The sequence below is a fragment of the Mesorhizobium sp. genome (assembly GCF_965229135.1).
Classification (GTDB): Bacteria; Pseudomonadota; Alphaproteobacteria; order Rhizobiales; family Rhizobiaceae; genus Mesorhizobium.
In genome coordinates, this window is the sequence record NZ_OZ245860.1 from 2,708,195 (window position 1) to 2,725,993 (window position 17,799).

A 17,799-nucleotide genomic window follows, 5' to 3' on the forward strand; every position below is an offset into this window, starting at 1 on the left:
GGTCAGCCAGGCCGAAGCATCGAGCGGGAGATCGCAAAAATGCGATCGGTCCCGAGCATGTAAGCCATCAATGTTTCCAGGCGAAACAACCCGGCATAGGCGCGGTCGAGCACGTTGAGCGAACCGGTATAGGCGCCGAAAGCCGGCATGATCATGCGGCCGCCATCGCCCGCAAAGCAGCGCCGCCGCACGGAGCGGCCTTGCTGCACGATGCGGGCGCAAGGATGCAGATGGCCTGATATCTCGCCTTCGACGCGCATCTTCGAAGGCTCGTGGCGGAACAGCAGCGAACCGATAGCCAATTCCCGCACGGTTTCTCCGGGCAGATCGGCCGGCGCTTCCGGGTCGTGGTTGCCGGCGACCCAGAACCATTGGCGGCCGGACATCAACGATTCCAGCCGCTCGCGGAAGCTCGCGTGCATGCGCTCGGCACCGCCGCCATCATGAAAACTATCACCCAGGCTGATGACGATCGATGGGTGGTAGTCAGCAATGACTGCCTGCAATCTGAGTAAGGTCGCGCCTGTGTCGTAGGGTGGAATCAACGTTCCGCGCCGTGCCAGCGAGGAGCCTTTTTCCAGATGCAGGTCGGACACGGCGAGAAGTCCGAGCCCGGGAAAATAAAGCACGCCGCGCGGATCGCAGACCGCGCGCTCGCCCGCGATGCCAACCATGTCGGCCTCGGCGATCAGCGACGCGCGTGCCAGCGAAAAATTCATTCCTCAACCATTCCCGGCCCCATGGCCTCCTCGACGAGCGTCGCCGCATCCATCAAGAGTGTTTCATCGGCTTCGCCATTCACAGGCATCTTGCCGATCTCCAGCATGATCGGCACGGCGAGCGGCGAGATCTGCTCGAGATTCTTATGCATGATTCGACCCTGGATGCGCGAGAGCATGTCGGCAAGTCTGCTGACATCGAGCAGACCGGTGGCCGCATCGGCACGCGTCGCCTGCAGCAGGATGTGGTCTGGCTCATGGCTGCGCAGCACGTCGTAGATGAGATCCGTGGACACGGTGACCTGGCGACCGCTCTTTTCCTGACCCGGATGGCGTTTCTCGATCAATCCCGAAATCAGCGCACAATTGCGGAAGGTGCGCTTCAGAAGCCAGCTGTCGGCCAGCCAGGCTTCGAGGTCGTCGCCCAGCATGTCCTGGTCGAAGAGCGCGCTGAGCGACGGTTTCCTGGCCTTGAACATCGCTCCCATGTCACCCAGTGACCAAATGGCAAGCGCGTAGTCGGTGGCGACGAAGCCAAGCGGCCTGGCTCCCGCCCTGTCGAGGCGACGGGTGAGCAGCATGCCTAGCGTCTGATGGGCAAGCCTGCCCTCGAACGGATAGGCGACGAGATAGTGGCGATTGCCGCGCGGAAAGGTCTCGATCAGCAGGTCACCGCGTTTGGGCAGCATAGATTTGTCGGCCTGGAACCGCAGCCAGTCGGCCACTTGCTCGGGCAGTTGTTTCCATCGCCGCGGATCGTCGAGCATGATACGAACCTGCTCGGCGAGGTACGTGGAGAGCGGGAACTTGCCTCCCCCATAATAGGGCACCTTGGCGTCGCTTCCGGGCGCGTTCGACACGAAGCATTCATTTTCCCGGATGCCTTCGAAACGCAGGATTTTGCCGGCGAACATGAACGTGTCGCCGTGCGTCAGTGTTTCGAGAAAGGCTTCCTCGATCTTGCCCAGGACCGCGCCACCACGCGAAGCCGAGCCCTTGCTGCCCGCTTTGACGTAACGCACGTTGAGCGCCGGCACTTCGATGATGGTGCCGACATTCAGCCTGTATTGCTGGGCAACGCGCGGATTGGATACTCGCCAGAACCCATCCTTGTTCAGCCGGATGCGGGCATATCGCTCGTAGTTCTTGAGCGCGTATCCACCGGTGGCGACGAAGTCGACGACGCGGTCGAATGTGAGGCGGTCCAGACTGGCATAGGGCGCCGCCGCTCGTACTTCCTCAAAAAGGTCATCGGCGCGGAATGGGGCTCCGCAGGCGCAGCCCAGAACATGCTGCGCCAGCACATCGAGGCCGCCATCGACCAGCGGCGGCGTGTCCTGCGCGCCGAGATAGTTGGCGTCGAGCGCTGCCCGGCATTCAAGGACCTCGAAACGGTTGGCCGGGATGAGGATCGCCTTGGAAGGCTCGTCCATGCGATGGTTGGCGCGGCCGATGCGCTGCGCCAGCCGGCTGGCGCCCTTCGGCGCGCCGACATGCACGACCAGATCGACATCGCCCCAGTCGATGCCCAGATCTAGCGTCGACGTGGCGACAATGGCGCGCAACGCGTTGTCGCCCATCGCCTTCTCGACGCGCCGGCGCTGGGCGACGTCCAGCGAGCCGTGATGCAGCGCGATCGGCAAGGTATCCTCGTTGACCCGCCACAATTCCTGGAACAGCAGTTCCGCCTGGCTGCGCGTGTTGACGAACAGCAGGGTCGTCTTGTGACGCTTGATCTCGCGGTAGATCTCCGGCGTCGCATAGCGGGCCGAATGTCCCGCCCACGGGACGCGCTCTTCGGAATCGAGAATGGAAATCTCGGGCTTGGCGCCGCCGGTGACGACAATCAATTCGGCCATGTCTCCTGGCGGATTCTGGCTGACCAGCCAGTGCCGCAGTTCGTCCGGTTCGGCCACAGTCGCCGACAGGCCGATCGTCTGCAGGCCGGGGACAAAGCTGCGCAGCCGCGCGAGCCCGAGCGCCAGAAGGTGCCCTCGCTTCGACGTGACCAGCGAATGCAACTCGTCGAGCACGACATAGCGCAGATCCTGGAAGAAACGTCTCGCATCGCCTGCGGCAATCAGCAATGCCAATTGCTCCGGCGTGGTGAGCAGGATGTCGGGCGGCACCAGCTTCTGACGCTGGCGCTTGTGCGAAGGCGTGTCGCCGGTGCGCGTCTCGATAGTGATCGGCAGGCCGATCTCCTCGACCGGCTTGCCGAGATTGCGCTCGATGTCGACCGCCAGTGCCTTCAATGGCGATATGTAAAGGGTATGGATGCCACGATGCGCCTGCCCGGGCTTGCGTTTGGGCCGGCCAGCCAGATCGGTCAGCGAAGGCAGGAACCCCGCGAGTGTCTTGCCAGCACCGGTAGGTGCAATCAGCAGCACCGATTGCCGGTCCTGAGCCCTTGCCAGCAATTCGATCTGATGAGCACGCGGCGACCAGCCCTTTTCCCCGAACCATCTGATGAATGGTTCGGGTAGGGCTACTGCGGCATTCTGCTCGGCAAGGCGCGGCTGCTCTGTCACTCGGCCAGAGGTAGCGCGGCGGACGTCGATAGCCAAGCAGAATCGGAACAAAAAGGGATCAGGATGAAGACCGTGGCCCTATGGCCGCCTGAATCCTGTCGGTCCGCCGTAGAGATAGCCTATGCGGGCAACGGCCTCCTTCAGCCCTTCACGCGACACCAGCATCGTGTGGCCGTTGGCATGGATCATCGTGTCGGCATCGGTCATGATGGCGACATGGCCCTTCCAGAACACCAGGTCGCCACGACGCAATCCGGAAAAATCCGGTCCGGTTTCGAACGGCTCGCCAATGGTCGCAGCCTGCATGTCGGAGTCGCGCAGCACGTCGGTGCCGGCCATGCGCATGGACAATTGTACGAGGCCGGAACAGTCGATGCCGAAGCCGGAGACACCGCCCCACAGATAAGGCGTGCCGAGGAAAGTCTCGGCCACCGCGACATAGTCGGCCGCTGCTTCACCGATGCGCTGCAGGTGGGCTGACACGATCGCCTCGCCCGAGGCCAGCAGTTGGTAGTGCGTGCCGCGCGTTTCGGCCGCTCCGGTCACGGTCACGCTAGATCCCATGGACAGTTGCCCACTGCGCGGGAACCTGAGGTCCGGTCCTGGATAAACAAAAGTACGCGGCACCGAGACGATATCGGTTGGCTTGTCGTCACGCGCAACCAGCATCGTGGCGGCGACATAGCCGACATAGCCGTCACGTTCGCCCTGCACCCAGGCCCAGCCCTCGGCATCCTCGAAGACCAGGACATCGTCGCCGAACAGGAACTGCGTGTTGATGCCGGCATCCGGACGCGGCGCCTTGCGTACATCGGCCACGGAGGCCGAAATCCGTGCCGGCCGGCCGGCGACGAAACGGTCGGCGGCGACCTCTCCTTTCAACCTCGCATCGGCGAGATCGGAGCGGTAGGCGTGAAGGCGTGAATCGTGGACGGTCAAATCGGCAACCCTGCTTTTTGTGTGCGCATGATCTTGCCCGAAAACCGGTTCCCACTTTTCGGGATCATGCACCAATTTTGTTTGAGCATGATCTTGCCCGAAAACCGGTTCCCACTTTTCGGGATCATGCTTCAGATCGGCAATTCGTGGGCCTTGGCGATGATAACATCGCCGAAGCGCTCGACAAAGAGCGCGCCCTCGACGGTGCGCTTGATGAGGACATTGCGCTTGTCGAGTTCGTCACGATGGCGCGACACCAGTTTCAGCGCGCCCATCGTGTCGAGGGCGCGGGTGATGACCGGCTTGGTGACGTTGAGCCGTGCGGCGAGCCCCCGCACCGTATGCGGGGGCGGATCGAGATAGATGGTGAACAGGATCGCCGTCTGGCGCATGGTCAGATCAGGCGCATCGTCGCGCACCTGCGACAGCATCACCTGCTGCCACAGTCGCAGGGCCTGGCTCGGACGCAGCGCAATCGACATCGCGCCAGCATGACCGCAAATTGTTTCGGTTCCGTTTCAGTCGAGCGCCGTGCGACGAAAGGCCTGAAGTCTCAGCCAAAGCGGGCCGAGATGACCCGCTCCAGCGCGCGGATGCCTTGCGCTTCACCGCCGGCTGGACCATGCGGACGATCGGCGGGGTTCCAGGCGAAGATGTCGAAATGCGCCCAGCTCGCTGTCTTCTCGACAAAGCGTTTGAGGAACAGTGCCGCCGTGATCGAACCGGCGAAACCGTCGGTGGTGACATTGTTGATATCGGCGATTTTCGACGAAAGCTTTGCCTCGTAAGGCCGCCACAGCGGCATGCGCCACAGCGGGTCCTCGACCGCCATCGCGGCCGCGGCCAGTTCCGACGCCAAAGCTTCGTCGCCGGTGTAGAAGGGCGGCAGGTCGGGGCCGAGCGCTACACGGGCGGCGCCCGTCAAGGTCGCCATGTCGATCAGCATCCGCGGTTCTTCGTCGTCCGCCAGCGACAGGGCATCGCCCAGGACCAGCCTGCCTTCCGCATCGGTGTTGCCGATCTCGACGGTGATGCCCTTGCGACTCGCAAGGACATCGCCGGGCCGGAAGGCGTTGCCGGCAATCGAGTTCTCGACCGCGGGGATCAGAACGCGCAGCCGCACATTAAGCCCAGCGGCCATGATCATCGAGGCGAGACCGAGCACATTGGCCGCTCCGCCCATGTCCTTCTTCATCAGCAGCATGCCGGACGATGGCTTGATGTCGAGGCCGCCAGTGTCGAAGCAGACACCCTTGCCGACCAGCGTCACCTTCGGGGCGTCCTTGCGACCCCATGTCATGTCGATCAGCCGCGGCGCGCCGACCGAGGCGCGGCCGACAGCGTGGATCATCGGAAAATTCTGCTTGAGAAGATCGTCGCCCTTGATGACCGATACGTCCGCCTTGTGGGCCGCGGCCAGGGTCCTCACTGCCTTCTCCAGCTCATCGGGACCCATGTCGCTGGTCGGCGTGTTGACCAGATCGCGGGTCAGGAAAACGCCGTCGACGATGCGGCGGATATGGGCGACATTCGTATCCGATGGCGATGCGAAGCGCAGCGCCTTGCCCGGTTTCTTGCCGTAGCGGGTGAACACATAACCACCCAGCAGCAGGGCAAGTGAAGCGAGATCGGGGTCCGCAGGAGTGGAGGCGAAACTCCATTCGCCCTCCGGCAACATTCTCGCCAGTGCGCCGACCGCAAGGGAGCTCTCGTTTTCACCAGTGCCAAACAGCGCGCCAGCAATGGCGCCGTTTTCGCCCGGCAAGACCAGTACCCTGCCCGCTTCGCCGGAAAAGCCATTGGCCTTGGCCCAGGCGACAGAGGACGATTCGAGCGCTGCTGTCTCCAGACCGTCCTTCGCCACCAGATGAACCGGCAACGCTTTGTTCAGCTTAGTCTCGACGAGTTCGACGGGCATTCGATGGTCTCCAGCAGGCGGCTTTGAGTCGGCGTTCTTAACCGTCCGTTAGGGTTAACAGAATATTTCTTCGGGAGGGAAGATGGCCACGCAATGGTCACGCGCATGAACGGAGGCCCGGGAGCCTATGCTGACCAACCGCATGATGAACGCCACCGGAAAAAGGCTGATCACCACGGCCTTCATTCTGGCTCTCGCGGCCAGCGTTTCCGGCTGCGGAACAAGCAAATTCACCACCGGTTCGATCGGCCGCACCAGTGGCAAGCCCCTGGAGACCATGTCGGCCAGCGAATTGCACAGCGCGACGATGGCGCTTGGCCAGTCTTACTCCCGCAACCCCGCCGACAAGCGAATCGCCACCAACTACGCGGCGGCGTTGCAGATGGATGGAGACGCCGACCAGTCGCTCGCCGTGATGCGCAAGCTGGCGATCGCGTTGCCGAAGGATCGAGACGTGCTGGCCGCCTACGGCAAGGCGCTGGCCGCCAACGGCCAGTTCGAGCCGGCGCTTGACGCCGTACGCCGCGCGCAGACGCCTGAATACCCGGACTGGAAACTTGTGTCCGCGGAAGCCGCCATTCTCGACCAGATGGGCCAGAAGGACCAGGCACGCCAGCTGTATCGCAAGGCGCTCGAGCTGAAGCCGAACGAACCCTCGGTCCTTTCAAATCTCGGCATGTCCTATGTGCTGGAAGGCGACCTGCGCACGGCTGAAACCTACATGCGCTCGGCCGCGCAACAGCCCAATGCCGATAGCCGTGTGCGTCAGAACCTCGCGCTGGTTGTCGGCTTGCAAGGGCGCTTCGATGAAGCCGAGAAGATTGCTTCCCAAGAACTCTCGCCCGACCAGGCGCAGGCGAATGTTGCCTACCTTCGCCAGATGCTGGCGCAGCAGAACGCCTGGAGCCAGCTCAAGGACCAGGACAAGACAAAACCTGCCACCAATTGACGGGTCCGCACCGGGCTCCACTTTGACATATCGACATGAAAAGGGCCGCGCTGCACATGCAGGGCGGCTATTTCAGTTCTCAACCCCGACGGTTACTCGCTGCTGGTCTTGTGCGGATCACCGAAGATGCCGCGCTGGCTGACCTGGATGCCGGCCGGCCCGAGGATGATGGCGAAGAGCACCGGCAGGAAGAACAGGATCATCGGCACGGTGAGCTTCGGCGGCAGGGCCGCGGCCTTCTTCTCCGCCGCGTTCATGCGCATGTCGCGGCTCTCGCCGGCGAGCACGCGTAGCGCGTGCGCCACCGGCGTACCATAGCGCTCGGCCTGGACCAGCGCCTGCGATACCGACTTGACCGACTCCAGGCCGGTGCGGCTTGCAAGGTTCTCGTAGGCCTGCTTGCGCTCCTGCAGATAGGAGAGCTCGGCATTGGTCAGGATGAATTCTTCCGCCAGCGCCACGGACTGCGCGCCGATTTCGTCGGCAACCCTGCGAAGCGCGGCTTCGACCGACATGCCCGATTCCACGCAGATCAGCATCAGGTCGAGTGCATCCGGCCACGCCGCCTGAATCGACTGCTTGCGCTTGGTGGCGCGGTTGTTGACGTAAAGCACCGGTGCGTAAAAGCCGCCATAGGCAACGATGATAGCCACGAACAGCTTGATCAGGGGCGGCTGGGCGGGCAATCCGCCCAGGACGAACAAATACACAACGGCCAGCGCGAAGAACACAAATGGAAGGACCAGGCGGAAGAACAGAAAGCGTGTCAGCGGGTTCTGTCCGCGGAAACCCGCGACCTTGAGCTTCTGCAGCGTGCCCTCGTCCGCCAGGGCGCGCCTCAGGTCAAGGCGCTCGACGATGGCGCGCATGCCGATCGACTGTTCCTCGCGCAAGCCCTTGCGGCGACGGTCGGCCTCGGCGGCAAGCCGGGCGCGCTGCTTGGCGCGCAACTCGTCACGCTCGAGAGCCACGGACTTCATGCGGTTCTTGAGCTGGTTGCCACCAAGCGCCGGAAGCAGAGTGAAGACGGTGGCGAATACGGCGATGCCAACCAGCAAGGCGATCAGGAACGCCGGGTCCGTTAGGGATTTGACGACTTGGTCGGTCATTGCTTTCTATCTTCTCGTTCGAGCATGACCTTTTCCCAACTCCGTATACCGCTTTCCGGGGTCATGCCCGGGATTCTAGACATCGAAGTTCATCATCTTGCGCATCACCAGGATGCCGATCGACATCCAAACTCCGGAGCAGCCGAGGATCAGATTGCCCGTGCTGGTGGTGAACAGCGGCATGATGTAGTTCGGGCTGGTCAGATAGACGAGAAAGGCGACGATGAAAGGCAGCGCGCCGATGATGACGGCGGAGGCCTTGGCTTCCATCGACAAGGCCGCGACCTTGGCCTTCATCTTCTTGCGGTCGCGCAGCACGCGCGAAAGATTGCCAAGGGCCTCCGACAAGTTGCCGCCGGCCTGGGACTGGATCTGGATGACGATGCCGAAGAAGCTCGCTTCCGTGCAAGGCATGGTCTCGGCCATGCGCAACGAGGCGTCGGGGATCGACAGGCCCATCTGCTGGGAATCGACGATGCGGCGGAACTCGGCCTTGACCGGCTCCGGCGATTCATTGGCGATCAGCCGGATCGCGTCATTGAGGGGAAGGCCGGATTTGACAGCCCGGACGATGATGTCGAGCGCGTTCGGAAATTCGTTGAGGAACTGCTTGACCCGGCGCCCGCGACGAAACGAGACGAACCAGCGCGGCAGGCCCAGCGCGCCAGCCAGCAACGCTCCCGGCAGGACCAATAGCGGGGCGCCCGCCATATAGGCGAGAACCGTCAGAATGACACCGCAAACGGCTGAATAGATATAGAACCGCTCGAGAGAGACTGTCATGCCGGCCTGGCGGATCTGTGCCTTCAGCGGCGGCTTTTTGACGACGCGGTCCTTGGATTTCTGTTTTTCCTCAAGGTCCTTGAGGGAGTCCTGTACCGATTTCCGGCGCTTGGCAGCTTCCGCCACCCGGTCGCGGGAGGCCTTGACCACGGTGCGGTCGGTCTCGGCGGTCTTGATCGTTTCGAGCCGCTTGCCAGCCTGTTTTTCGTTGGTGATCTGGTTGAACAGAAAAGCGTAGGCGACCGCGCCAGCGCTGAAGCCGGCGAGCACGACAAACGCCAATACTGTGCTGTCAATTCCAAACATTGACCAGAGCCCCTACGCCTGCGGATGCGTCAGTCAGCGCGTTTCTCCATCGCCTCGAGCGCATTGGCGAGGCGCTGTTCCTCGCCGTAGTAACGGGCGCGATCCCAGAAATGCGGCCGCCCGATGCCTGTCGAAACGTGTTCGCCCGTCAGCCTGCCATTCGCATCCTCGCCCTTGATGTTGTAAAGGACGATGTCCTGCGTGATGATGACGTCGCCTTCCATGCCGATCACTTCAGTGATGTGCGTGATGCGGCGCGAGCCATCGCGCAGGCGGGCAGCCTGGATGATCACGTCCACCGAGCCGACCACGATTTCGCGCACGGTTTTCTGCGGCAGCGTGTAGCCACCCATGGCGATCATCGATTCGATACGGTTCAGACATTCGCGCGGGCTGTTGGAGTGGATGGTTCCCATCGAGCCATCATGACCCGTGTTCATCGCCTGCAGGAGATCGAACACTTCAGGTCCGCGCACTTCGCCGACGATGATGCGTTCGGGCCGCATGCGCAGGCAGTTCTTGACCAGGTCGCGCATGGTCACCTCGCCTTCGCCCTCGAGGTTGGGCGGGCGGGTTTCGAGGCGCACGACATGCGGCTGCTGCAATTGCAACTCCGCCGAGTCCTCGCAGGTGATGACGCGCTCCTCGCGGTCGATGTAGTTGGTCAGGCAATTGAGCAGCGTCGTCTTGCCGGAGCCAGTACCACCCGAGATGATGATGTTGCAACGAACCCGACCGATGATCTTGAGAACTTCGGCTCCCTGCGGTGAGATGGCACCGAATTTGACCAGCTGATCGAGCGTCAGCTTGTCCTTCTTGAACTTGCGGATGGTGAGCGCGGTCCCGTCGATGGACAGCGGCGGTGCGATGACGTTGACACGAGAGCCATCGGGCAAGCGCGCGTCGCAGATTGGGCTCGATTCATCGACGCGGCGGCCGACCTGGCTGACGATGCGCTGGCAGATGTTTAGGAGCTGCTGGTTATCGCGGAACCGGATGCCAGTCTGCTCGACCTTGCCGTTGACTTCGATGTAGACGTTCTTGGACCCGTTGACCATGATATCCGCGATGTCGTCACGGGCGAGCAGAGGCTCCAGCGGTCCGTAGCCCAGCACGTCATTGCAGATATCCTCGAGCAGCTCTTCCTGCTCGGCAATCGACATCGCGAAGTTCTTTATCGCGATGATATCGTTGACGATATCGCGAATTTCCTCGCGCGCGCTCTCGGGATCGAGCTTGGCCAACTGCGACAGATCGATCGTGTCGATGAGCGCGGAAAAGACTTGGCTCTTGGTGTCGTAGTAGCTCTCGCTGCGCTCGCGCTGGACCTTCTTGGGCTCCGGCGCCAACGGCGGCGCCTCGACCGCGCGGCGCGCGGGCGGCGCGGCGGGCGCGCCTGGCGGCATCGGCGCGCCCGGCCGCGGGAGTACCGCCGTTTCCGCGGCGTTTGCACTCCCTGGCGCGACTGGCGCGGGTGCCGGCTGGCGGAATTCCGGATTGAACCGGCTGCCGTCGTCACTGCCTCTTTTACCGAACATGATGGACTACCAATTTCGCCACTGAAGCGTCATTTCTTGTTGCGCGAGAGCTTGCCGAGGAGATTGCCAAGGCCCGCTTTCTTCTTGGCCTTGATTTCGCTGCGTCCGGTCAGCACATGCGCGATTTCGTTGATCGTACCCACGACCGGGTTCTTGGCGTCCATCTCTCCGAGCATGCGCCCGTTGTTGGCCGCGTTGCCAAAGAGAAGCGGATCGAAGGCGATGACCGACATTGGCGACAGGCCAAGCGGCTCGGCGAAGTCGGAAGCCGATATTTCCGGCCGCTTGGGCATGCCGGCCTGATTGATGATCAGCTTCGGAGGCGGATCATTCGGACGCAGCCGCTTGAGCATGTCGACAAGGTTCTTGGTGTTGCGCAAGTTGGCCAGTTCCGGCGTCGCCGTGATGATGATCTCGTCGGCCTTGACCAGGGTGTTCTTGGTCCAACCCGTCCACACATGCGGAACATCGAGCACCAGAAGCGGCACGCTGCGCTGCGCGGTGTCGATCAACTGGGTGAACGCTTCGGGATCGAAATCATAGACCCGCTCAAGCGTGGACGGCGCCGCCAGCAGGGAGAGATGCTCGGCGCACTGGGCAAGCAACCGGTCGAGGTAGACTTCGTCGACACGTTCGGGCGAAAATACCGCCTCTGCTATGCCCTGTGCCGGATCCTGGTCGAAATTGATGTTCGCCGTCCCAAAGGCAAGATCGAGATCCGCAACGATCACTTCAGACTTGAACAGCGATGACATCGCCCAGGCCACATTGTGGGCAATGGTCGAGGAGCCGACACCACCCTTGGCGCCTATGAACGCCAGCGAGCGACCGATCGGCTCGGCTTCCGGGTCGACAAAGATCGAGGATATAACGCTGACGATGTCGGCCATCGATACGGGGGCGATGACATATTCCGAAATGCCCGAACGAATGAGCTCGCGATAGAGGCCGACATCATTGTAGTGGCCGATGACGACGACCTTCGAGGTCGGATCGCAATATTCTGACAGCTGGGCCAACTGTTCCAGCAGTTGCTTCGGCTCACTGCGCGACTCCAGCAGGATCAGGTTGGGCGTCGGCGCCGACTGGTAGAATTCGATGGCGGTGGCGATGCCGCCCATGTGAACCTTCAGATGCGCCTTCGCCATGCGACGATCTTCGCCGGCGCGTTCGACCGGGTTGGCAACGCCCTCGGTCTCGCAAAATGCCTGGATCGAAATGCGCGGGATCGGCCGCAATGCCTGCATGGCGGCGACATCCTGCGGCGACGTTTCGCCCCCATCTACCTCGGCGTCATAGGCAAGATTGCTCATTGTCATGCTCTTTCCGTGACCTGGGACTAGTACGTCACTTCCGAGGCGCCGAGGAACTCGTTCGAAATGCCCCTGGCGCGATAGACATCGATGACCTTGCTGCGATTTGCCGGGTCGATGTCGGAAGACTTGCGCGGCCCGAGCAGATCGGCCGGATTGGCCATCTGGGCGGCCAGGTTGTTCTGATACGAGCAGCCGAAATCAGCATAGTGCTTGTTTTCCGACGTCTCCAACAGATCTTCGGGCCAGCGTCCGCATTTGTCGGTCTGCGCTTTTACCGCGACAAAGGAAACACGCACCGGCGCGGAAGCTTCCGCGGAAGCTGATTGATATGAGGTCATCACGATCCGCTTGCGATCGACGCCGCTGGCCGCTGCGAGCCTGGCGAAATCGCGGCCGGCCACCAGTGCGGCGACCTCGTTGGCCGAGCCGAGTGGCACCGCTATCGTGAGCGCGGGGGCCGCGCTCTTGTCGTATCCGTCAAGGAAACCCAGAAGCGTGTCGCGCTGATAGCCGGTCATGCCGCGATCCCCCGCGCCGACCGGAAGGTCGATCTTCTGGTTCTTTTCCGCGATCATGATCGGGTGCGTGGTGCGGTAATCGTCCGGAATCGCCCCAACCGTGATGCTGTCCCGCCTGGCGCAGCCGGCAAGAAGCACGGCCGCGGCGACCGCCATGGCTGGAATGGCGCGCAGGAATATCCGCGAACGGCCGGACCGCGCCGTGGCGGTGATCGTCCTTGCCTTCGACACTGACTGAGACATGTCCGTTCCCCGCTTACTTGTAGATGAAGCCGACAACGCCGTGATAGCGGCCGTTGGGCTTGTCCGTCTGCATGGTGCCGTAGACACGATTGACGCGGCCAAGGAACATGCCGGCCCCGTCGCTCGGGGCATTGAAATTGTCGTCCGGCTTGGCGAGATCGTTGCGCGCCACGGGCCGTGCCAGATAAGGCGTGATAATGATGACAAGCTCGGTCTCGTTGCGCACGAAATCCCTGCTGCGGAAGAGTGCGCCGAGCACCGGAATCTTTGTCAGCCCTGGCAGCCCGTTGACGGCCTGCCTGACGTCATCGCGGACAAGGCCAGCGATCATCATGGAGCCACCGGAAGGAAGTTCGACCGTCGTGTCGGCAAGGCGCTTGCGAAGCGACAGGGCATTCATGCCGGGACTTGTTCCGCCACTGGAAAGCGACACCGACCCTTCTGTCGTCGGCTCGGAAACCGAGGTCCTGACCTTGAGGCTTATGCGGCCGGGCGACAACACCACCGGCTGGAACTCCAGGCCGATGCCGTATTCGATCTTGTCGATGGAGTAGGTCTTCAGACCAGTCTGGTTGTCGGTGGAGACGTTCTGGGAGACGCCGGTCACCATGTTGTATTCGCCGCCGACCTTGAAGGTCGCCTTCTCGCCGGACACCGCGGTCAGGGTGGGCTCGGCCAGGGTCTTCATGACCCCGGACTGCTCCATGGCGTTGATATAGGCCTGCAGCGATGAAGTGCCGATGTTGAAGCCCGAATTCGACAACTGCTTGCCGAGGCCGGTGAAATTGTCGCTAAGGGCGCCATAGCTGATGCCGTTGCTGCCGCCGCTGCCCATCATGTTGACACCAAGCTGCTTCATCACCGAGCGGCTGACTTCGGCGACGGTCACCTTCAGCGTCACCTGGTCATCGCCGATGATCGACAGCAGGTTGACGATCTGGCTGACGCGACGCTGGGAATCGGGATTGTTGATGTCGACGCCGCCTTGCGCGGAGCCGCCGGCGGCGGTTTGCGAATACTGTCCCGTCGTCGCTTCACCACCGGACACGAATATGTTTGCCAGCTGTTCGGCGCGCTTGGCGTCCAGGGGGGTATCCACCGTCCCGGTCAAAACCACGTTGTCGTTCAGCAACTCGACCTTGATGGACGAGGTCGGGATGAAGCGCTTGATGTAATCTTCCAGGCCGGCGACGTCGCGTTCAATAGACAGATCCAGACTGACGATCTGTTCGCCATTGGGACCAAAGACGAAGATGTTCGTCTCGCCCACAGCCTTGCCGAACAGGTAAATGCGTCTTGAGGTACGAGTAACGGCATCGGCCACGGCAGGGTTGGCGACAAGGATATCGTAGGCGTCGCTAGGCAGGTCGATGACCACCGATTTGTTGAGCCCGAGCTTCACTTTCTGAGTGGCGGTGGACGCAGTCACCTGTGCGTTCTTGCCAGCTGCCTTCGCCTCGACGACGCCTTGGGCGTTCGTTCCGACGAGCAGAAGGCCGAATGTCGCGGCGACAAGAACCGGGAACTCGCGGGTTAGCTTCATTTCCTTGCTCCAACTTCGGAAACTTCGCCCGATTTGATCAGCCGCACAGTTCCCCGCCGCCCTTTCCCGGAAACGAGATAGTCGGCCTCGCCCAAATTCTTTTCCTGGGTATCCGTGACCGAGCGCAGCGCCAGCGTCAGGCGATCCGCCATCTGCTGGGCCACCGTGATGATCTCCGCCTGCTGCGGCGTCAGCTCCAGCGTGGCGGTCTGGCCAACCCTGGTCTTCTTGCCCTGCTCGTCTTCCTGAATGGTTTGATCGATTGCCAGGACGCGAATGTTCTTGAGGATGGTCTCCGTGGTGAAACCGGTGCTGCCGCTGGCGGCGTCGGCCCTGCGGGTCATGATGACGTCGACAAAGTCGTTGGGAAGAATGAAACCGCCGGCCGACGTGTCGGCAGAGATGGCGGTCGCGACAGCCCGCATTCCGCTGGGCAGGATCGAGGACATGAAGCTTTGCCCCTCGCCGATAAGCTTGGAGCGCCGCAACGGCTCCCCGGTGTACATCGCCACGCGAGCCACGGACGCCTTCAGCTTTTCCAGCGCGTCCGGCTCGGCGGCGCGGGTGATGAAATTCGCGTTGATGCCGTCGGCGGGCCAGGATTCCCAGGCGATATTGTTTTCAAGCTGCGTGCCCATGGGAACGTCACCCGAAAGCACAAGCACATCCTGCAGCGCGATCGCCGGCGCCTTGGGACCGGAATCGACGACGATTTGAGGCGGAGGCGCCGCGACCATGTTCTTCGCGACATACCCTGCGCCACCCGCCGCGGCCACCGCCACGCTCAGAATGATCAATCGGGATGCTGGCATCTGTCCGAATCCTCGCCCTTGGCAAACCACCTAGCCAAGCCGGACTCTGCAGCGGCAATCGTCAAAACAAGGTTAATGCAATGCTTACGATCGTGATTAATTTAAGGTTTACATAAATTGGATGGAAACGGCATTCCAGCCTGGGAAAGAGCGATCTTTCTCCCTCCTAATCCCGACAGTTTTAACAACTGGATTGAACTCAGGCAGCCAGTCTTGCGAGTGCCCACACCATCAACGGAGAATCCGGATAGGTGATCAGCCCGCCGAGCCCGAGCGCTATGCCGTAGGGAACACCCGTCGCCGGGTTGGCGAAGTGGCGAAGAAACGGGTTATGGCCGGTAAAGGCGGAAAGCGGCGAGTTGCGGTAAAGAAGGATTGCAAGCGTCAGCAGGCCGCCGATGAATGTCGAGATCACAAGATATTCGACGAGATTGACGTTCAGTCCCATCCAGACCGCGGTGGCCGCCAAAAGTTTTGCGTCGCCACCACCCATGCCGCCGAGCGCGAACAGGCCGAAGGTCACGGCCAGCACCAGCCCGCCAGCGGCAAAATGCCAGCCATAGGTTGCCCAGTCCATGCCCGTCATCGGCGCAACCAGCGCGAAAACCACCACGAGCAGAACGGAAACACGGTTGGCGATCGTCATCGACAGCATGTCGGAGATCGCTGCAAACAGCATGCAAAACGGAAAGACAACGAAGATCAAGGCTTCAAGCATTGGCCGGGCGCCTATCGTCAAACTACAGTTGGGAGCAGCCTAGGCATGTTCGATTAATGATTGATGATGCCGAGAATTCAAATTTCAGGAGATTAAGAAACAAGGGCCGCCAAAAGAGGCGGCCCTTGTTCTGGATAACCACCAGAAGCGGAAGATATTACGGGGCGGTACCGGTGTTGACGGCGCCAGCGATCGCGACGAACTTGGCGCTCAGGGCATTGCCGAGCTGGCCGGCGCCGACCATGATGGCGAGTGCGATGAGAGCGGCGATCAGACCGTATTCAATAGCGGTCGCGCCGGATTCGTCCTTCACGAAACGTGCAAAAAGATTAGACATTCGAGAGCTCCTACTCCACGTGTTACAGCACTTCCGTCAACTTCTCTTGGTGGTTGATCGGATACTGGCAATCTAGGGAGAAGCTCTTTCGATCGGCTTAATAAACAGCCTTACCGATTCCTTTCCCGGTTTGAACATATTGCGTGGTTAACCGTGAACTAAGTACATACCTCTGGCCTCCAACCCAGCAACCAAGCAATGGAAAAGCGCTGTCGCGCCATCTTGGGGACGCAGCGGGATGGGCCGGGCGGTCCATGACAACAAGCCGAACGCCGCCGGAGGATCCGCACTTAACCGTTGATTCACCAATCTCGTTCATGTTCCGTTGAACAGTATGCTGCCGTGGAGCGCCACAATGGTCGGGCCGAGATCGTCATTTCTAGTTGCCGCGCTTCTTGTTACCGCCTTCGTCATGCCCGCCGAGGCTGGCGCCGGCATCGAAGTCACCATGAACCAGGCAAAGATCGTGAAACTGTCCCGCGCCGCGGACACGATCGTTGTCGGCAATCCGGCTATCGCCGATGCTTCCGTGCAAGACGCATCGACGATCGTCCTGACGGGAAAAGGGTTCGGCGTCACCAATCTCGTCGTGCTCGATCAAGAGGGCAGCCCGATCGTCGACGAGCAGGTCACCGTCGTGCGGCAGGCCGCATCATCGGTGCGCATCTACAGGCGAGCCGAAGTACAAACCTTATCCTGCACGCCATACTGCGAGAGCTCGTACAAGAGTGATGCCGAGAAGGCTTCAGAAACCGAGATGAGCACCGGCCGCTGATCGGCTGATCGATGAAGCCCGATTGAAAAAGACGCTTCGGTTACCGGCAGGTTAAAGGGTTTTGGCCGAATTTAACGGTCATCAAAACCGGACCTCAATGCATTTGCGCTAATACTCCGCCGATACGCATGAGATCGGCAGGAACGGGCATGAGCGAAGACCCAAGACCCAGGCACGGCGGGCGCGACATGAGACGAACAGGGCTATGCGCCCGTCTCCTTCGCGACAACCGCGGCAGCACGGCAATCGAATTCGCGATGCTCGCGTTGCCATTTGCGTTTCTGGTCTTCGCGATCCTGGAAAGCTGTATTTCATTTGCCGGAGAGGAAGTGATGGCCAACGCCACCGACAACGTGGCGCGTCAGTTGCGTACCGGGCAGATGAGCGCCGCGACCGTAACCGATACCTCGCTGAAACAGGCGATCTGTAGCCAGTTGCAGATCATCGTCGCCCAGAATTGCCCGGGATTGCAGGTCGACCTGCGCCAATACGCAAGCTTCGCCGCTGCTGCCCAGGCCGGGTTCAATATCCAGAATGGAGCTATCGTGCTGACAGGCACGTCGCCAGCCACGTTCACGGTCGCGCCCGGCCCGTCATCGTCCAAGAACATGCTGCGGGTCTTCTACAAATGGCCTGTCATGACCAACTTCATGGCCACGACGATGTCCAACATGGGTACCGGCTACACACTGCATTTCGCTTCGACCACATGGCAGAACGAGCCGTTCAACGATTAAATCTCGAC

17 protein-coding genes are annotated in these 17,799 nt (G+C 61.5%); 3 read left to right on the forward strand and 14 right to left on the reverse strand.

The window, feature by feature from the left end; translation table 11 throughout:
- Positions 1–2: 2 nt before the first annotated feature.
- The 5 genes from pdeM to ACO07C_RS12940 form a co-directional block, all read right to left on the reverse strand.
- Entirely contained in the window at positions 3–719 is a 717-nt protein-coding gene (gene pdeM / locus ACO07C_RS12920) for a ligase-associated DNA damage response endonuclease PdeM (RefSeq protein ID WP_421914549.1), read from the reverse strand.
- On the reverse strand, positions 716–3,250 hold the full coding sequence (locus tag ACO07C_RS12925) for a ligase-associated DNA damage response DEXH box helicase (protein ID WP_421917514.1): 2,535 nt from the start codon (positions 3,248–3,250) through the stop codon (positions 716–718). The genes pdeM and ACO07C_RS12925 overlap by 4 nt, the downstream gene beginning before the upstream one ends.
- A 78-nt stretch (positions 3,251–3,328) precedes the next feature.
- Complete coding sequence (locus ACO07C_RS12930; protein ID WP_421914550.1) at positions 3,329–4,189, reverse strand: C40 family peptidase; 861 nt, start codon at positions 4,187–4,189, stop codon at positions 3,329–3,331.
- Between the two features lie 131 nt (positions 4,190–4,320).
- Positions 4,321–4,671: a MarR family winged helix-turn-helix transcriptional regulator gene (locus ACO07C_RS12935; protein ID WP_227349070.1), complete on the reverse strand. Its 351-nt coding sequence runs from the start codon at positions 4,669–4,671 to the stop codon at positions 4,321–4,323.
- A 71-nt stretch (positions 4,672–4,742) separates the two neighbouring features.
- Positions 4,743–6,107: a leucyl aminopeptidase family protein gene (locus tag ACO07C_RS12940; RefSeq protein WP_421914551.1), complete on the reverse strand. Its 1,365-nt coding sequence runs from the start codon at positions 6,105–6,107 to the stop codon at positions 4,743–4,745.
- 127 nt (positions 6,108–6,234) lie between these two features.
- Between ACO07C_RS12940 and ACO07C_RS12945 the strand changes: the two genes are divergently transcribed.
- A complete protein-coding gene (locus ACO07C_RS12945) occupies positions 6,235–7,056 on the forward strand; it encodes a tetratricopeptide repeat protein (RefSeq protein WP_421914552.1) in 822 nt (273 codons plus the stop codon).
- A 92-nt stretch (positions 7,057–7,148) separates the two neighbouring features.
- Here the strand turns inward: ACO07C_RS12945 and ACO07C_RS12950 are convergent, their stop codons facing one another.
- The 9 genes from ACO07C_RS12950 to ACO07C_RS12990 all read right to left on the reverse strand — a co-directional run bounded on the left by ACO07C_RS12950 (position 7,149) and on the right by ACO07C_RS12990 (position 16,279).
- Complete coding sequence (locus ACO07C_RS12950) at positions 7,149–8,165, reverse strand: type II secretion system F family protein (protein ID WP_421914553.1); 1,017 nt, start codon at positions 8,163–8,165, stop codon at positions 7,149–7,151.
- A gap of 75 nt (positions 8,166–8,240) precedes the next feature.
- The gene (locus tag ACO07C_RS12955; protein WP_421914554.1) at positions 8,241–9,254 is read right to left on the reverse strand and encodes a type II secretion system F family protein; all 1,014 of its coding nucleotides are present in this window, start codon (positions 9,252–9,254) and stop codon (positions 8,241–8,243) included.
- Positions 9,255–9,283: 29 nt separating this feature from the next.
- Positions 9,284–10,792 carry a CpaF family protein gene (locus ACO07C_RS12960; protein ID WP_421914555.1) on the reverse strand — a complete coding sequence of 503 codons (1,509 nt, stop codon included), beginning with the start codon at positions 10,790–10,792 and terminating at the stop codon, positions 9,284–9,286.
- Positions 10,793–10,821: 29 nt separating this feature from the next.
- Positions 10,822–12,105: an AAA family ATPase gene (locus ACO07C_RS12965; protein ID WP_421917515.1), complete on the reverse strand. Its 1,284-nt coding sequence runs from the start codon at positions 12,103–12,105 to the stop codon at positions 10,822–10,824.
- Positions 12,106–12,131: 26 nt separating this feature from the next.
- A complete protein-coding gene (locus ACO07C_RS12970) occupies positions 12,132–12,869 on the reverse strand; it encodes a CpaD family pilus assembly protein (protein ID WP_421914556.1) in 738 nt (245 codons plus the stop codon).
- Positions 12,870–12,882: 13 nt separating this feature from the next.
- Positions 12,883–14,412: a type II and III secretion system protein family protein gene (locus ACO07C_RS12975; RefSeq protein ID WP_421914557.1), complete on the reverse strand. Its 1,530-nt coding sequence runs from the start codon at positions 14,410–14,412 to the stop codon at positions 12,883–12,885.
- A complete protein-coding gene (gene cpaB / locus ACO07C_RS12980) occupies positions 14,409–15,224 on the reverse strand; it encodes a Flp pilus assembly protein CpaB (protein ID WP_421914558.1) in 816 nt (271 codons plus the stop codon). The genes ACO07C_RS12975 and cpaB overlap by 4 nt, the downstream gene beginning before the upstream one ends.
- 199 nt (positions 15,225–15,423) lie before the next feature.
- A complete protein-coding gene (locus ACO07C_RS12985) occupies positions 15,424–15,942 on the reverse strand; it encodes an A24 family peptidase (protein WP_421914559.1) in 519 nt (172 codons plus the stop codon).
- Positions 15,943–16,099: 157 nt separating this feature from the next.
- Positions 16,100–16,279, reverse strand: a complete 180-nt coding sequence (locus ACO07C_RS12990) for a Flp family type IVb pilin (RefSeq protein WP_421914560.1) — start codon at positions 16,277–16,279, stop codon at positions 16,100–16,102.
- A gap of 355 nt (positions 16,280–16,634) precedes the next feature.
- Here ACO07C_RS12990 and ACO07C_RS12995 point away from each other — a divergent pair, with 355 nt between their 5' ends.
- Positions 16,635–17,054: a pilus assembly protein N-terminal domain-containing protein gene (locus ACO07C_RS12995; protein WP_421914561.1), complete on the forward strand. Its 420-nt coding sequence runs from the start codon at positions 16,635–16,637 to the stop codon at positions 17,052–17,054.
- A 188-nt stretch (positions 17,055–17,242) separates the two neighbouring features.
- Positions 17,243–17,791, forward strand: a complete 549-nt coding sequence (locus ACO07C_RS13000; protein WP_421917516.1) for a TadE/TadG family type IV pilus assembly protein — start codon at positions 17,243–17,245, stop codon at positions 17,789–17,791.
- The last annotated feature ends 8 nt before the right edge of the window (positions 17,792–17,799 follow it).

What these genes read in the sequence shown, in the direction of transcription:
- pdeM (WP_421914549.1), bottom strand. Translation starts at nt 719, where the DNA reads ATGAATTTTTCGCTGGCACGCGCGTCGCTGATCGCCGAGGCCGACATG.
- ACO07C_RS12935 (WP_227349070.1), bottom strand. Translation starts at nt 4,671, where the DNA reads ATGTCGATTGCGCTGCGTCCGAGCCAGGCCCTGCGACTGTGGCAGCAG.
- ACO07C_RS12940 (WP_421914551.1), bottom strand. Translation starts at nt 6,107, where the DNA reads ATGCCCGTCGAACTCGTCGAGACTAAGCTGAACAAAGCGTTGCCGGTT.
- ACO07C_RS12945 (WP_421914552.1), top strand. Translation starts at nt 6,235, where the DNA reads ATGCTGACCAACCGCATGATGAACGCCACCGGAAAAAGGCTGATCACC.
- ACO07C_RS12950 (WP_421914553.1), bottom strand. Translation starts at nt 8,165, where the DNA reads ATGACCGACCAAGTCGTCAAATCCCTAACGGACCCGGCGTTCCTGATC.
- ACO07C_RS12955 (WP_421914554.1), bottom strand. Translation starts at nt 9,254, where the DNA reads ATGTTTGGAATTGACAGCACAGTATTGGCGTTTGTCGTGCTCGCCGGC.
- ACO07C_RS12960 (WP_421914555.1), bottom strand. Translation starts at nt 10,792, where the DNA reads ATGTTCGGTAAAAGAGGCAGTGACGACGGCAGCCGGTTCAATCCGGAA.
- ACO07C_RS12965 (WP_421917515.1), bottom strand. Translation starts at nt 12,105, where the DNA reads ATGAGCAATCTTGCCTATGACGCCGAGGTAGATGGGGGCGAAACGTCG.
- ACO07C_RS12970 (WP_421914556.1), bottom strand. Translation starts at nt 12,869, where the DNA reads ATGTCTCAGTCAGTGTCGAAGGCAAGGACGATCACCGCCACGGCGCGG.
- ACO07C_RS12975 (WP_421914557.1), bottom strand. Translation starts at nt 14,412, where the DNA reads ATGAAGCTAACCCGCGAGTTCCCGGTTCTTGTCGCCGCGACATTCGGC.
- cpaB (WP_421914558.1), bottom strand. Translation starts at nt 15,224, where the DNA reads ATGCCAGCATCCCGATTGATCATTCTGAGCGTGGCGGTGGCCGCGGCG.
- ACO07C_RS12985 (WP_421914559.1), bottom strand. Translation starts at nt 15,942, where the DNA reads ATGCTTGAAGCCTTGATCTTCGTTGTCTTTCCGTTTTGCATGCTGTTT.
- ACO07C_RS12990 (WP_421914560.1), bottom strand. Translation starts at nt 16,279, where the DNA reads ATGTCTAATCTTTTTGCACGTTTCGTGAAGGACGAATCCGGCGCGACC.
- ACO07C_RS12995 (WP_421914561.1), top strand. Translation starts at nt 16,635, where the DNA reads ATGGTCGGGCCGAGATCGTCATTTCTAGTTGCCGCGCTTCTTGTTACC.
- ACO07C_RS13000 (WP_421917516.1), top strand. Translation starts at nt 17,243, where the DNA reads ATGAGACGAACAGGGCTATGCGCCCGTCTCCTTCGCGACAACCGCGGC.